At 55.8% G+C, this 14,003-nt stretch carries 15 protein-coding genes and 3 pseudogenes; 9 read left to right on the forward strand and 9 right to left on the reverse strand.

Annotation, left to right across the window (positions count from 1 at the left end):
- Window positions 1-57: 57 nt before the first annotated feature.
- Window positions 58-612, forward strand: a pseudogene (locus tag BMY49_RS02690) (IS630 family transposase); the annotation flags it as partial.
- Window positions 613-966: 354 nt separating this feature from the next.
- Here BMY49_RS02690 and BMY49_RS02695 read toward each other — a convergent pair.
- Window positions 967-1,746: an SDR family oxidoreductase gene (locus BMY49_RS02695; RefSeq protein WP_244154900.1), complete on the reverse strand. Its 780-nt coding sequence runs from the start codon at window positions 1,744-1,746 to the stop codon at window positions 967-969.
- 63 nt (window positions 1,747-1,809) lie between these two features.
- Between BMY49_RS02695 and BMY49_RS02700 the strand changes: the two genes are divergently transcribed.
- From BMY49_RS02700 to BMY49_RS02720, 5 genes are all read left to right on the forward strand, one after another.
- A complete protein-coding gene (locus BMY49_RS02700) occupies window positions 1,810-2,769 on the forward strand; it encodes a LysR family transcriptional regulator (protein ID WP_208596163.1) in 960 nt (319 codons plus the stop codon).
- A gap of 182 nt (window positions 2,770-2,951) precedes the next feature.
- On the forward strand, window positions 2,952-3,179 hold the full coding sequence (locus BMY49_RS17525; RefSeq protein WP_089674760.1) for a hypothetical protein: 228 nt from the start codon (window positions 2,952-2,954) through the stop codon (window positions 3,177-3,179).
- Window positions 3,145-4,305: an alkene reductase gene (locus BMY49_RS02710; protein ID WP_244154901.1), complete on the forward strand. Its 1,161-nt coding sequence runs from the start codon at window positions 3,145-3,147 to the stop codon at window positions 4,303-4,305. Before BMY49_RS17525 ends, BMY49_RS02710 begins: the two co-directional genes overlap by 35 nt.
- 65 nt (window positions 4,306-4,370) lie before the next feature.
- A complete protein-coding gene (locus BMY49_RS02715; RefSeq protein WP_089674764.1) occupies window positions 4,371-5,354 on the forward strand; it encodes an LLM class oxidoreductase in 984 nt (327 codons plus the stop codon).
- A gap of 134 nt (window positions 5,355-5,488) precedes the next feature.
- Window positions 5,489-5,794, forward strand: a complete 306-nt coding sequence (locus BMY49_RS02720) for an ArsR/SmtB family transcription factor (RefSeq protein ID WP_062374475.1) — start codon at window positions 5,489-5,491, stop codon at window positions 5,792-5,794.
- A 161-nt stretch (window positions 5,795-5,955) separates the two neighbouring features.
- Here BMY49_RS02720 and BMY49_RS02725 read toward each other — a convergent pair.
- Window positions 5,956-6,556 (reverse strand): annotated as a pseudogene (locus BMY49_RS02725) (transposase); the annotation flags it as partial.
- Between the two features lie 332 nt (window positions 6,557-6,888).
- Here BMY49_RS02725 and BMY49_RS17685 point away from each other — a divergent pair.
- Both BMY49_RS17685 and BMY49_RS02740 read left to right on the forward strand, forming a co-directional pair.
- Window positions 6,889-7,496 (forward strand): annotated as a pseudogene (locus tag BMY49_RS17685) (IS630 family transposase); the annotation flags it as partial.
- A gap of 124 nt (window positions 7,497-7,620) precedes the next feature.
- A complete protein-coding gene (locus tag BMY49_RS02740; protein ID WP_089674807.1) occupies window positions 7,621-8,037 on the forward strand; it encodes a group I truncated hemoglobin in 417 nt (138 codons plus the stop codon).
- On the opposite strand, the gene BMY49_RS17690 is transcribed toward BMY49_RS02740, so the two are convergent.
- From BMY49_RS17690 to BMY49_RS02755, 6 genes are all read right to left on the reverse strand, one after another.
- A complete protein-coding gene (locus tag BMY49_RS17690) occupies window positions 8,021-8,482 on the reverse strand; it encodes a GGDEF domain-containing protein (protein WP_244154905.1) in 462 nt (153 codons plus the stop codon). The two genes, BMY49_RS02740 and BMY49_RS17690, sit on opposite strands and share 17 nt — an antisense overlap.
- Window positions 8,475-9,104, reverse strand: a complete 630-nt coding sequence (locus BMY49_RS17695) for a hypothetical protein (protein ID WP_244154902.1) — start codon at window positions 9,102-9,104, stop codon at window positions 8,475-8,477. Before BMY49_RS17695 ends, BMY49_RS17690 begins: the two co-directional genes overlap by 8 nt.
- On the reverse strand, window positions 9,101-9,250 hold the full coding sequence (locus BMY49_RS17700; RefSeq protein WP_244154903.1) for a hypothetical protein: 150 nt from the start codon (window positions 9,248-9,250) through the stop codon (window positions 9,101-9,103). Before BMY49_RS17700 ends, BMY49_RS17695 begins: the two co-directional genes overlap by 4 nt.
- A 16-nt stretch (window positions 9,251-9,266) precedes the next feature.
- On the reverse strand, window positions 9,267-9,608 hold the full coding sequence (locus BMY49_RS17705) for a hypothetical protein (RefSeq protein WP_244154904.1): 342 nt from the start codon (window positions 9,606-9,608) through the stop codon (window positions 9,267-9,269).
- Window positions 9,609-9,807: 199 nt separating this feature from the next.
- The gene (gene ccoM, locus BMY49_RS18135) at window positions 9,808-9,933 is read right to left on the reverse strand and encodes a cytochrome c oxidase subunit CcoM (protein WP_279384657.1); all 126 of its coding nucleotides are present in this window, start codon (window positions 9,931-9,933) and stop codon (window positions 9,808-9,810) included.
- Between the two features lie 158 nt (window positions 9,934-10,091).
- Window positions 10,092-10,610: an FKBP-type peptidyl-prolyl cis-trans isomerase gene (locus tag BMY49_RS02755; protein WP_054641799.1), complete on the reverse strand. Its 519-nt coding sequence runs from the start codon at window positions 10,608-10,610 to the stop codon at window positions 10,092-10,094.
- A 131-nt stretch (window positions 10,611-10,741) separates the two neighbouring features.
- On the opposite strand from BMY49_RS02755, the gene BMY49_RS02760 reads away from it, so the two are divergent.
- Complete coding sequence (locus BMY49_RS02760; protein ID WP_089674765.1) at window positions 10,742-12,112, forward strand: AmpG family muropeptide MFS transporter; 1,371 nt, start codon at window positions 10,742-10,744, stop codon at window positions 12,110-12,112.
- A gap of 18 nt (window positions 12,113-12,130) precedes the next feature.
- Here BMY49_RS02760 and BMY49_RS02765 read toward each other — a convergent pair whose 3' ends face one another.
- Window positions 12,131-13,951: an SEC-C domain-containing protein gene (locus BMY49_RS02765; protein ID WP_062374327.1), complete on the reverse strand. Its 1,821-nt coding sequence runs from the start codon at window positions 13,949-13,951 to the stop codon at window positions 12,131-12,133.
- Window positions 13,952-14,003 lie beyond the last annotated feature (52 nt).

Consider the following 14,003-nt stretch of genomic DNA (forward strand, 5'->3'; position numbering starts at 1 on the left):
TAGGTAAGTGACAGCACATAAGTTTTTGCGCATAATGGGCGACTTGTTTCCCCCAGCAACACGCAAGGCCTGATGTCAGCGCTTCAGGCCTGGGAAGATCAGGGTATCGCAGAGCTTTACTATTTTGATGAATCTGGGTTTTCCCAGTCATCTGCCTTGCCCTATGCGTGGAGTCCTGTCGGGAAACCACTGGAGATGACCGCCTACTCGCGCAGTCGCCGGCTCAACGTACTGGGCTTCCTGAATCGGCAAGGCAAACTGGTCTATCAGTCCACCACCGAGTCGGTGACGACGGAGACGGTCATCGCTGCCTTCGACCACTTCATTGCCCAGAAAGCGCCGGATACCTTCGTGATCGTGGTGTTGGACAATGCCAGCATACATCGTTCGGAGTCCTTCCAACGCAAGCGCCTGGAGTGGCTGGGCCAGCGGGTCCACGTGGTCTACCTGTCGACTTACTCGCCCGAGTTGAACCTGATCGAAATCCTCTGGCGCCAGGTCAAGTATGCCTGGCTGCCGCTGACCGCCTATGAAAGCTTCGCGACGTTGCGTAGTGAGGTAGAACGGATCCTGTCAGGTTACGGAACGGAATACGCAATTTCTTTTGCTTAGGTGACGTGCTTGCCGAGTATGCTTACTAAAGCATGATTTCTCGGTAGAGAAATCATGCACTTAAAAACCGTGTGGCGACGATCAATGCCCCGCGAAGCTGGCAACATTTGGCGAACTAAGCTACTCGGCCCGCGCTAACTCCCGTGCAAGGAACGAAGCGGTTCGGCTGCAGCACGATCGGAATAAGCCGGCATGCCGTACACGGTGGCGGTCGGGGTGGGTTGTACGGTCGTCGTATTGATATTGGACGGCTCTTTCATAACGCCCTCATTTACAGCGAATCAGTTACGTTGCTCACCGCTTTTCACTCCAGATAAGCGGGGCCTGACGCCGAAGAGACAGGCCCTCAACTCATTAGAACTCCTGCACGGTTGGGCGCAGAACGATCTCGTTAATATCCACGTCAGCAGGCTGCTCAATTGCGAAGGCGATAGCTCGAGCGACCGATTCGGCGGGAATTGCATGCTTGTAGAAGTCCACCACGAAATCGCGGCTCTGTTGGTGGGTGCTGCCGAATTTCAGTTCGGAGTCCACGGCGCCCGGTTCGATAGTCGTGGTGCGGATGCTGCCACCGACTTCGTGACGCAGTCCTTCGGAGATAGCCCGCACAGCAAACTTGGTGCCGCTGTACACGGTGCCACCTGGGCTGAACACCTTCAGGCCTGCAACCGATGCGATGTTGATGAAGTGACCACTGTTTTGTTTCTGGAAGACTGGCAATGCAGCCGCGACTCCGTACAGCAGACCCTTGATGTTGATATCGATCATGCGATCCCACTCGTCAGTGCGAGTATCGCTGAGCGGTGCAATCGCCATCAGTCCGGCATTGTTGATCAGTACATCAATGCGACCGTAGGTGTCCACGGCACCTTGAATGAGTGTTTTGACCTCTTCCTGAGAGGTGACATCGGTCTGATACGCGATTGCCTGACCACCTGCATTGGTCAGCTCAGCCACCAATGCGTCGAGTTTATCTTTGCGGCGTGCAGCCAGCACTACGCGAGCGCCAAGCGCAGCAAGGTGGCGTGCAGTAGCCTCACCCAGGCCGCTACTGGCACCGGTGATAACGACAACTTTTCCAGAAATGTTATTGCTCATGCTGAGAACCTCATCGGTGGTTTTATACTTCGCCATGGTTGGTTAACCTGGCAGTGCGCAAACTTTAGACCCATAATTGATCTCAATAAATGGAAATGATTGGATTATGCTATTCCTGAAAATGGAATAAATGGGAGGGGCAACATGCTTAACCGCATGGAGATGGTTAGGATTTTTTGCACAGCAGCAGAGGCAGGTAGCTTCCGCGAAGCGGCAACTCGATTAGGCATCTCCCCACAAGGGGTGACTCGAGCCATTCAAGCCCTGGAAACTGAGCTTGGCGAATCACTGTTCCACCGCAATACCCGCCAGGTGAGCATCACTGCTTTCGGTCAGAATTACGCCAAAGATGCCAGGTCAGCTCTGGATCATTTCGATACGCTATTCCGGTCGCACAGGACGGAGCCTGAGCTGTCAGGTAGGGTGGGGATTACGGCTCCACATGCTATTGGCAGGCGCTTCCTAATACCGTTTCTTCAGCCCCTGGCCGCTGCACATCCTGACCTGCAATTCGATCTCCGCTTGGAAGATCAGATGACTGATGCTGTTGAGGCGCATATCGATATTGGTATCAGGGTGGGGGTTATTCGCGACCGGCGCTACATTGCACGTGCCTTAGCTCCCGTGCAGTTTTACGTTGTCGCGTCCCCGTCTCTCCTAGGCCAAAAGACACCACCTGAATCTTTGGATGCCTTAGCTAAGCTGCCACTTTCAGTCCTGATCGACCGGAAAAATGGCCGCCCTTGGCCTTGGCTATTTGCCGACGGGCAAACGTTCACGCCCAGGCAGCCAGCGCTTATCTGTGATGATCCAGATACGGAATTGGAAGCCACCCTGGCAGGCATGTGTTTTGGCCAAATTCCTGCCTATCTGGCTGAGCCTCATCTGCGGTCAGGAAAGCTGGTTGCCGTTTTGGCTGATCTCGCTCCAGCACCATGGGATCTGTTCATATACCGCCCGCAGCAGGGTCCTGTATCGAAGCGGGTGCGATTGGTGTACGACCACCTTAAGCAGGCTTTCTCAAACCCCAAGCTATTTCCCCAGGGCCTGGGGAAATAGCCAGAGACTCATAGACAACCCTGGCGCGAAGCACGGCGCGTTCCCAGCTGATCCAGAAGTGAGCTGCAAGGGCGTGGAAATATGCATACGTGCCGGAAAATGATAGCGACATATTGACATATTTATATATTGCAAATAATATTAACTAATAACCCGTGCGAGAAACCTCAGGAGGTACCCCCATGAAAGATTCCAGCGATACCTACCATGAGATCTCTGCCCATGCCCCCTTTGGTGGCGATAAAAAATCTGGCCTAGGACGGGAAACTCACAAGTCAATGCTGGAAGCCTACAGGCAGAAGAAGAACATCGACGTCAGCCTCAACGAAGCACCGCTAGGCTCTTCAGACCTCGTTGATCCATGTTTTTCGACTTATGGAATCGAATATTTTAGATATGCAGGTAAATGAAATGACACACTCAGAACTTTTTAAAACCACTCAGCTGGGCCCATACACCCTCAAGAACCGTATCGTTCTGCCGCCACTGACGCGTTCGCGTAGCTCCCAACCCGGCAATATTGCGAACGACCTGATGGCCACCTATTACCGTCAGCGCAGCGGTGCTGGCTTCATGGTGACCGAGGGCACACAGATTGAACCCCGAGGACAGGGTTATGCCTGGACACCCGGCATTCATAGCCCGGAACAGATACAAGGCTGGCGTAAGGTCACCGACGCTGTTCACGCCGAAGGAGGGGTGATCTTTGCTCAACTTTGGCATGTGGGCCGCGTGTCGCACACATCGCTGCAACCCGGTGGCGAAGCGCCCGTCGCGCCATCAGCCATCCGCGCGGACAACGTCAAGGTGTTCATCGAAACTGGCCCCGGCACGGGTACACTGGCCGACCCATCGACCCCACGAGCCCTGTCCACCGAGGAGGTAAAGGAACTGGTTGAGCTCTACGCCCAGGCAGCCCGAAATGCTCTGGAAGCAGGTTTTGACGGGGTGGAGCTTCACTGCGCGAACGGGTACCTGGTAAACCAGTTCATTTCGGCCCATACCAACCAGCGTGATGATGAATATGGCGGTTCGCTGCAGAATCGTCTTCGTTTCCTGCGCGAAATCACACTCGCCGTTGCTGGTGTGGTCGGCAAGGAGCGCGTTGGCGTTCGCTTCGCTCCGCTGTTCGCGACCACAGACGAAGACCGCGTCTACCTTGGCCTGGTCGAAGAAGATCCTCACCAAACCTACATCGAGGCAGTGAAGATCCTCGAGGAAGTGGGCATTGCCTACCTGTCGCTCGCCGAAGCTGATTGGGACAACGCACCCGAGCTGCCTGAGACGTTCCGGGAAGCTGTTCGTAAGACTTTCAGCGGCAAGATTATCTGTGCCGGCAAGTACACTGCTGAACGAGCAAATCGCGTGATAAAAGCTGGCTGGGCCGACCTGATCGCTTTTGGTCGCCCCTTCATTGCGAACCCCGACCTGCCCGCGCGTATCGCCAACAACTGGCCGCTTAACCCACTTGATCCAAGCAGCATGTACGGCGGTACCGATAAGGGCTACACCGACTACCCGACTTACAAAGCCTAAGCGCTCAGAGCCACGCCCCATAACTCAGGGCGTGGCACAGCGTTTGCTGACCGAGGAAGTTAAGCATGTACCAACCGAGTACGATTCCCTACCAAGAGCATAGGGGATTCAAACAGACCTTCAGACAGGGTCATCTAAGCCTTGGGCTGTTCTTTCCCCTGGAGGCTTTCCAGGGTGACACACCGCGCATGCTAGATCAGGTCGCGCTGGCCAAACGTGCAGAGGCACTGGGTTTTTCGGCGCTCTGGTTTCGCGATGTGCCGCTCAGGGACCCAAGCTTCGGCGATGTCGGCCAGGTTTTCGACCCTTGGGTGTATCTGGGCTACATCGCAGCCCATACAACAAAAATCGCACTAGGCACCGCCTCCATCGCCCTTACCTTGCGTAATCCCTTGCACACGGCAAAGGCCGCAGCGAGCATTGATCAGTTGAGCGGAGGTCGTTTGCTCCTGGGAGTAGCCTCTGGCGATCGTCCCGTGGAGTTTCCCGCATTCAGCGTTGATCCAGAAAAGCGTGGCGAGACCTTTCAAGAAAACCTCAATGTGATACGCCAAGCCCATCGAACACACTTCGAGCCCATTCGCTGGAGTCACGGCGAGTTACTGGGGGCCGATCTCGTTCCCAAACCTACGACTCGGGAAATACCGCTATTCGTAACCGGACACAGCCGCCAGCCGCTCGATTGGATCGCGCGTGAAAGCCATGGATGGATCAACTATCCACGTCCGCCACAAATGCAGCGACTGGTCGTGGAAGATTGGCGACAGGAAACGGCTAAACAGTGTGGCACTATCTACAAGCCGTTCTTGCAATCGCTGTATATCGACCTGGACGAACACCCATCCACGCCGCCCTCGCCTATCCATCTAGGATTCCGACTGGGACGTAACCATCTTCTGGCCTTGCTGGATACACTTCAGGAAATCGGTGTAGATCACGTCATCCTGAACCTCAAGTATGGTAAACGCCCCGCAGCAGAGGTTATCGAGGAACTTGGCAAACATATCGTCCCGCAATTCGGCGCACAGGTGTCCGATAGTCCTACCTGACAGGACAATAGGATTCCAGTCCAAGCCTGCCCATCACTGCGAAGGGCAGGCGCGGAGATCATGGTGAAGCCTTCCAATTTGCTGCGTGAAGCAGGAAGATATCCAGATATCGGAAGAGTAGGTATAAAAAATTCATGACTATTGACGTCAACGAAGCCCTGAAAGCATTGGCGAACCCGACGCGCCTTGCCATCCTCAATTGGCTCAAGGATCCCAGGACAGTCTTTCCCGAGCAGGAAGTCGACCCAGAAACGGTAGGCGTGTGCGTCAGTATCATCCAGGAGCGCACGGGCCTCTCGCAGTCAACGACATCGCTTTATCTCGCAGCTCTACAGCGCGCGCAATTGGTGACATCGCAGCGGATCGGCCCTTGGACCTACTACAAACGCCACGATGAGAATATCGATGCCTTCTTAAAGGCGCTGCAAGAAAGAATCTAGCCTGGATTTCTCATAGCACCTCAGCCAGTACCGCACTCAGGCTCTAACACCGCTAAACACCTATTGGCTCGACTTACATCGGCTACTTTTTAACCACTTTTCGTCGTTCAGACACACCTCCCCCTTCCCCCCATTGCGTCGGGCCGGGGGCGCCCGAGCAGTCAGTTCGGCACCAACCGCCTGACGAGATCGGATAGCGCCGTTTTATAGGGGTAGCTGTCACTCATGAGTACGCGGATTCGACGCGTATTGCGGATGATGACCGCGCCTACTTTGATGAGCTTGAGCCTAAGGTTGCTCGGACTCATGCCCGTGAAGGGCGTGTGCTTCAGGTAAGTCCGTAACCGCTCGAACAGTGTATAAGCGAAGCCCGACAAGATCAGCCGCCACTGATTGGCCCACCAGTGTGTGCTGGAGGTACGGTCAGCGAACAGGCTCAGTTGTTGATCCTTGATACGGAAAGCGGAACGTCTCCGCTACTTTCCCTCCCACCTGCCACTGAGTCTTGCGTACCAGCATCATGGGCACACCCACTTCCTTGAGCAGCCGGCTGTTCTTGGCAATTCCCACGATGTAGTCGACGTGATGCCGATCGCACCAGTTCAGCATCCGGGGACGACAAAAGTGGCTATCACCGCGTAACACGATGCGGGTATCGGGCCAGTATTGGCGGATAAAGCGTACCAGTAAGGCGAGGATCGCCCAGCTATGGCGGCTGTCGCTGCGGTCACTGGTGCGCAGATAGTCGGCTTCAATTTGGCGGTGTGAGAGTGGCGAGAAGGTCAGCTTTTCAGGTACCATTTTGGAAGCGGCTGTTGGTGCTTGATGGATTGGTTAGGTTCTTGAAATCATAGCACTTTCAGCCGCTTTCTTTTATACCCTGTGAAAAATCCAGGCTAGAGATGCCGGCTTCAAGAATTATCTTTACTACATTGCCACCGACGATCCTGACATTAACGTACAACGCGTTCTGAACCGAGTTAGCATAGGTGGCCACCCTGTACCCGAAGAAAAGATTCGTCAACGCTAAGTGACAGCACATAAGTTTTTGCGCATAATGGGCGGCTTGTTTCCCCCTGCGCCAGGACGTACGCATGAGGCACCGCTTTGTTACTCCTCTCACGACGGCTGAGCAGGAGGCCCTGATGGACACTTACCGATACGCCGAAAAGCCTGCGCTGCGTCGGCGTGCTCATGGCATCCTGCTCAGTCACAAAGGGCATACGATCGGGCAGATCTGCGAGATCCTGGTCGTCACCCGTAACACGGTGGCAAGCTGGTTCAAGGCCTGGGAGGCTAAAGGCCTGCAAGGTCTCCATGACAGGGCGCGTAGCGGGCGACCGCCAATTTTCGATGACCAGGAGCATGGGCGCTTGCAGGAGCTGGTCCAAGAGCATCCTCATCAGATCAAGACCGTTCGGGCTCGGCTGCTTGAGGAAACCGGCAAGACCTCCAGTACGGCGACCCTCAGGCGGACGTTAAAAAAATCGGCCATAGCTTCAAGCGCGTCCGGCGCTCACTGACGGGGCGACGTGACGAGACGGATTTCCGCAACACGCAAGGCCTGATGTCAGCGCTTCAGGCCTGGGAAGATCAGGGTATCGCAGAGCTTTACTATTTTGATGAATCTGGGTTTTCCCAGTCATCTGCCTTGCCCTATGCGTGGAGTCCTGTCGGGAAACCGCTGGAGATGACCGCCTATGAAAGCTTCGCGACGTTGCGTAGTGAGGCAGAACGGATCCTGTCAGGTTACGGAACGGAATGCGCAATTTCTTTTGCTTAGGTACTTAGGCACCGAGTTGAAAAGCACTTCGCGCAGCCTGCTAATGACCAGTGCGTTCATCGGTGCGCTGTTGCTAACCGGCTGTGCCCAGCATCACCAACACGCCACGCTGTATGAGCGTATCGGCGGCCAGCCCACCATTGAAGCCGTGGTCGAAAACCTGCTTTACCGCATTGCCGATGACGAAGAGATCGTCAGCTACTTTGCCAATAACAATATTGACCTGTTTGCGGCATCGCTGGCCTCTCAGCTGTGTGATGTAAGCGACGGCCCCTGCCAGTACAAAGGCCCACCCATGGACCGCGCCCACCAAACCATGGGCATTACCGATGCGCATTTTAATCGAGTAGTGGAGTACCTGGACGCGGCCATGGTAGAGGAAGGGGTGCCGCTGGCGGCCCGCAACGATATGCTCGGCCGCCTGGCTCCCATGTACAAAGATGTTATGCGCTTGCAGTAACCTGCCAGCCATCACGCCCTGCTGTTTTCACCTGATAGAGCGCTTTGTCGGCCGCCTCATAGGCCATCGCAAACGAGTTTGCATCGGCTACAAAGCGCGCTCCCCCAATACTTAAGGTGACATCTTTGTTATCGGGATGGGCAGGGTGCGAGAACTGCGCCGCCTCAAGCTCTACTTGTAACGCCTCACAATACTGGGTCAGCGCTTGATCAGTGGGACACGGCAGCAACGCGGCAAACTCATCGCCCCCAAGGCGATATAGCGTGGCCTCGGCACCGAGCGCATCTCCTAGTAAATTCGCCAGCAGGCGCAGCAGGCGATCCCCCTCAGGGTGGCCCAAGGCATCGTTATACTGCTTAAAGAAATCGATATCGACCAGAATCAGCCCTATGGAGCGGCCTGAGTAAGCGGCGACATCCTGATGGAGCGCACTGCGGTTACCGATACCGGTGAGTGCGCCGCAATTGGCGCTCGTGCATCGCCCAAAAGAGCAAGCCTAAGACAAAAATCAGCAGACTGGAGTAGATCAATACCTGATTATGACGGCGCGTGCTGGAGGAGAAATCATTGATAGCCATACCACGGCGATCCAACTGATCCATCTCAATACGAGTTAAGCACTCCACTGGAATAAACAGCGCATGGGCCGCATCGAAAGGATCGATCTGTTGGGCGTCAATGAGCTCAGCCAACTCATCTATCAACGCTAGGCTGGATGCAGTGCAGGCGTAATACTGGCGGTAGATATGCACATCAAACAGGCCATAGGCCAGATCCAATGAAAGGCGCGCTTCGCCTAGCTCAACGGGCGACGAGGCCATCAACAGCTTTTCCTGGGCGCGCTGCACGTAACCACGCGCACGAGTCGCCAACTGTTGGCCAGTTAAGCTGCCCGTCTGGCTGAAATAAGCCTGTATTTCTGGGTAAACCCAGCGCGCCTCGTACACAATCAGTACCATCAGCCCAACAAAGCTCATCAGGCTTAGTGTCAACCATGTGACGTAACGCCGCCCTCCACGCCGTAAGCGTGACGAGACCGGCGATTTATTAGGCGGCGTGGCACTCACCATTGCGCCTCAATACTGCGAATCATCCAGACCCAATCGTTGAAATCACGCAGGTTAGCCACATCGCGGCCCGAATATTCGCGCTCAACTAACCGAATAGGCCCCCGTGTGCGTAGCGTCAGCGGCTCGCCATCTTCAGACGTCACCAAGTACCAGGTTGGGTCATCCCAGCCCCAGGCTCACTTCGTAGTCATCCCAGGTCGTAAAGTGCAATGCTGGCGGTATCTCACCAAAGTGTTCGATTAAAAAATCACGAAACGCAACGCCGCGCATTTCAACGTCGCGGCCCTGATAAGGGTCGAACACTGTAAACGTGACATCCGATTGGTGGAGTAGCTCGCCGAGCGCGATCTTTTGCGTTGACTCACCATTAATCAGGGTTAATGTCTGAGCATTTGCCGAGACAGGTGCCCCTCCAACAGTGGTAAAGACGAGTACTAATCCTGCTTTTATTAGCGCCCCACAGCGCCAATGCATCGGCAAGCGTGAAAAGACAGCATTCATAGCAGTGAGCTTCCTAATGTGGTTGAGTACTTTAGGCTTAAATCAGGCACTTTACCAAAGCATAACTGCCAATGCGCTTCAACGGTTATTAATACAACTTAAAAAAAAGACGCAAAAAAGCCGGCCCCTTGGGCCGGCAACAGGAAGCTTACACATTAACGTAAGCCCCCTCCCCTGACGACTGACACAGCCTGCTGAATTAAGGCTTCTTACGTTCATCCTTACGCAAATGGTCACGTACCACAAAGCCTACCCAACCAACCATAAAGGTGATCATTAGCGCGACAGTAACTAGGCCGAAAATTACCGCATCATCCCAGTACATGGTGCTTCCCTCCCGCCGTGATGTATGGGGCCATCGTACTGCGTTCAGAGAAGGGGAAACTGACCTGGGTCAAGCTTTTAAAATGGTGGCCGCAAGGGTAAACGGGAACTTGATACAGGTCAGTTTTTAACGCGCTTCACCCGATAAAAACAGCTTTTTTAGAGCACCTTACGGTCTTCCACTTTGCTGTGCTCGGTGCCCGGTGGCAGCGGATGGCCTTTAGCAAGCTCTGCACGGGTGGCATCGCGAACGTCTAGAATCTTCACCTGATAGCGCAGCGTATGGCCCGCCAAGGGGTGGTTGGTATCCACCGTCACGGTATCGCCGTCGATGTTCAGCACGGTGACGATCTGCGGGCCAGCCTCGCCTTCGGTTTGAAAACGGCTGCCTGGCTCAATCTCTGCACCGCCAAACGACGCGCGACTCACCTCTTGCACCAACTCTTCGTTACGCAGGCCGTAAGCATCAGCGGGAGCCAGCGTGACGCTTAGTTCATCACCTACGGCTTTGCCGGTTAAATCTCGCTCCAAGCCCGGCAAAATATTATCGTGGCCGTGAAGATACTCCAGGGGTTTCTGACGTGCGTTGGAGTCATCCAACACGCGGGTGCTGCCATCGCTGAGCACATCGCTAAGCACGTAGTGCAGAGTCACTACCTGATGGGCGGTAATCGACATGGAAAACTCCTCTCCGGTAAGCTGTCGGCTTTGTCATGGAACGCCAACCATGAACCCTATCCATAGTCTAACATCGACGGGTTTTTGAGCGGCCCACGTCACCGATGTTTCTTTTTGGAGTACTCCCTTACATGCCCACCCCGACTCCTCAGCGCAGTTGGCTGGCGGCGCTTGGTATTTACTGCAAAGCGCCTGTCATCACCATGCTGTTTTTAGGCTTTTCCGCTGGCCTGCCCTTTCTACTGGTGTTTTCGACGCTCTCCGCATGGCTACGTAGCGACGGGGTCGAAGTAGCTGCCATCGGTTTTTTTGCCTGGATCGGCATGCTCTACTCCATCAAATTCTTCTGGGCACCGGTGGTAGACCGGCTTGCGCTGCCGCTGTTAACGCGTACCTTTGGCCAGCGCAGAGGCTGGATGCTGCTAGCCCAGGGCATGATTGCCGCCGGTCTCATTGGCCTCGCGGGAGTAGACCCTATCGACAACCTAGGCTGGGTCGCCGCCTTTGCGCTATTGGTGGCGTTTGGCTCCGCCACGCAAGATATCGCCATTGATGCTTACCGTATTGAATCCGCCGATGATGATGTTCAAGCAGCCATGGCCTCCACGTACATTATTGGCTATCGCGGAGGGCTACTGGCGGCAGGGGCCGGTGCGCTTTATGTGGCATCGGCGGTATCGTGGAACGCGGCTTACCTGACCATGGCCGCTCTGGTGGGCATTGGCGTGCTCACCGTACTGATTCGCCCAGAACCCAAGCGCGCCTCATTAACCGTGCAATTAATCCATGAACCCAAAGTGCGCGCCTTTATTCGCGCCAGCCGTGGAAAGCCCAAAACGCTGCGCCGCTTGGGCGCTTGGGTGATTGGCGCGATTGTTTGCCCGTTTACCGACTTCTTCCGCCGCTATGGGGTGAAGGCAATGGGCATTTTGGTGTTTATTGCCGTATTCCGTATCAGCGACCTGGCCATGGCATCGATGGCCAACCCGCTCTATATCGACCTGGGCTTTTCACTGGCAACTATTGCCAACGTCACCAATATTTTCGGGATTGCCATGAGCATTGCAGGAGGCATTCTAGGCGGGCTGCTGGTGGCCCGTTACGGCATTGGCCCACTGCTGATTTTCGGCGCGGGGCTAGTGATGGTCACCAACCTGCTGTTTGCGGTGCTTGCGCTAATCGGCAATCAGGTGCCGATGCTGGTAGTCACGATCATTGGCGATAACCTAGCCAACGGCCTGGCCAGTGCGGTGTTTATCGCGTTTCTTTCAAGCTTGACCTCGCGGGCATATACCGCCACGCAGTACGCGCTGTTTTCGTCGCTGATGACGCTACCGGGGAAATTCCTGAGCGGGTTTGGCGGGATCGTGGTGAGCGCTCAGGGTTATGCCACTTTCTTTGTGGTAGCCACAGTGCTCGGCTTACCCGCCATTCTGCTGGCCATTTGGATAAGCCGAGATAAACAGCTAGTGCCTACCCCAGTTACCGAGGCAGGCAGCTAAAAACCGTCAGCGAATAGCTCAGCGGTGGCTGGCTAACCAATCCAGCGCCCCTGGCGTGGTGCGCCACTGGTCGCGCATCAGCGTACGGTACTGCCACGCTTCCGCTCGGGAGCCAGGGTCAACCTGCCCATCAGGATGAGGCATGGAGGGCCTTGGGTTCTCCGCGCAAATCAGTTCTAGCGCGTGGCGGTTGTGGGCAACCACCTCCGCCAATGCCGCTTCGGCGGCCTCCTGCTGCCCTAACCGGTAAAGCGCCAGCGTGCGCCCCATCAGCAACCCTAACACCAGCGAGCCGTCATCTTTTTGCGGCTCTTCAGTCAGCGCCAGCGCCTCTTCGTTGCGGTCATCGCGCAGCAGTTGATCAAGCACCAGCTCTTTCAAGCCCAGGCTATCTTCTTGGTCAATCGCCAGCAGCTCTTCGGCTAGCTCCCGGGAGTGTTGGCGAGCGCCACGCTCCATGCCGACAACCAGCGCCAAGCCGGTGCGCAGCAGCATGACATTATCGGCATCGTCCCAACACAGGCTGCCGTCGCCTGCGGCGCGGGCCTGTTCCAGCCAGCGTGAAAGGCGCAGCGCCAACGGTTCCAGCAGGCTGGGTGCCATCCACGGTAGGCTGCCGAAGCGGCTGGTCAGCGCCAGCGTTAGGTCTTGCACCACTTGCGGCGCATCCAGCCACTCCGGGTGGGCGCACAGCGCCGACATCCAATCAATCGCATTGACCCAGGGGTCGTCACGGAAGCCCAGCGCCACCTCTTCATCTACCATGACCTGGAACTGCTCGTGCCACGCGGCAAACAGCGTCTCTTCACGGGCGGTAGTGGTGTAGTGCAGGCGGCCAGTCTCAGCATCCTGCTCAATGGAAAGCTTGGGAGCAACGGGCAGCGCCGCTAGCAGCGCCTGAAGCGAGACCAGCGGCGTCGCCATATCTTCTTCAGCACTCAAGAGCTGGTCGGCCAGCGTTGCGCCGGGGTTATCTGCCAGAGCGGCCAGGAATTCGAGCTGATCTTCATCCAGATCTCCTTGGCGCACCAACCGGCGATACCAGAAATTAGCGCGCTCTTTGGCCTCTTTCTCATGGCCTTCATGGAGTAGCAGCATGGCTTCAATGTAGGCCAGCGTTGGCGAATCGGGCAGCGCCTGCTGAGCTTTGACAAACGCCGCGCGGGCGCTATCTAAATCATCGTTATCCAGGTGCATCAAGCACAGCCTCTCAAGGGCCACGCCGCGTAAAAACAGCGGCCCGCGCTCCATCACGTCGTCCAACAGGTCGGCACGCTTGCGGGTAAAGCCGCGCTCTTGATAGATATCCAGCAGAATTTCAAAAGCTGGCTCAGCCTGCTCTGGCAGGCGCGACCAGTCGCTACCATCAAACAGCGACTCAAGAATCTGCATGGAACGGCCGGTTTGACCACTCTCTGCGGCAATCAGACCAGCTTCTAACAGCGCTTGAGGTGGTGCCTGCTGGCTATCTAACGCCGCCTTCAGCGTGGCCCCCTTCCATTCGCGCAGCGAGAGCATCCACATCATCTGTTCAGGGATGTCGGTCGGGAAATTAACGCGGTAGCAACACTGCTTATATTTACGTCCGGAATCGCACCAGCACGGCTCGTTGCGGCCAGGTGTTGCCAAGGGCTCGCTAGCAAAATCCAGCCGCTCTAGCGGAGTTTGCGACCATAAAATGGGCGCTAGCGCCTGTGCGGTGGCCACATCGCCGTTAAACGCCTGCGCGCCTTTGTCACGTACCCACGTCATAAAATCGGGGTAGTGTTCCTGCTGCCTGATTGCCGAGAGTGCCCCAGAGGCAAATCCCAGCAGTTGATCGACCCATACCGCCAGCATTGCCGTCTCCACTGTCTTCAAGACTATAAAATCTGTAAAACCGATTAAAAAG

Origin of the sequence: Vreelandella aquamarina, from assembly GCF_900110265.1 — a bacterium.
In the GTDB taxonomy this organism is placed as follows: domain Bacteria; phylum Pseudomonadota; class Gammaproteobacteria; order Pseudomonadales; family Halomonadaceae; genus Vreelandella; species Vreelandella aquamarina.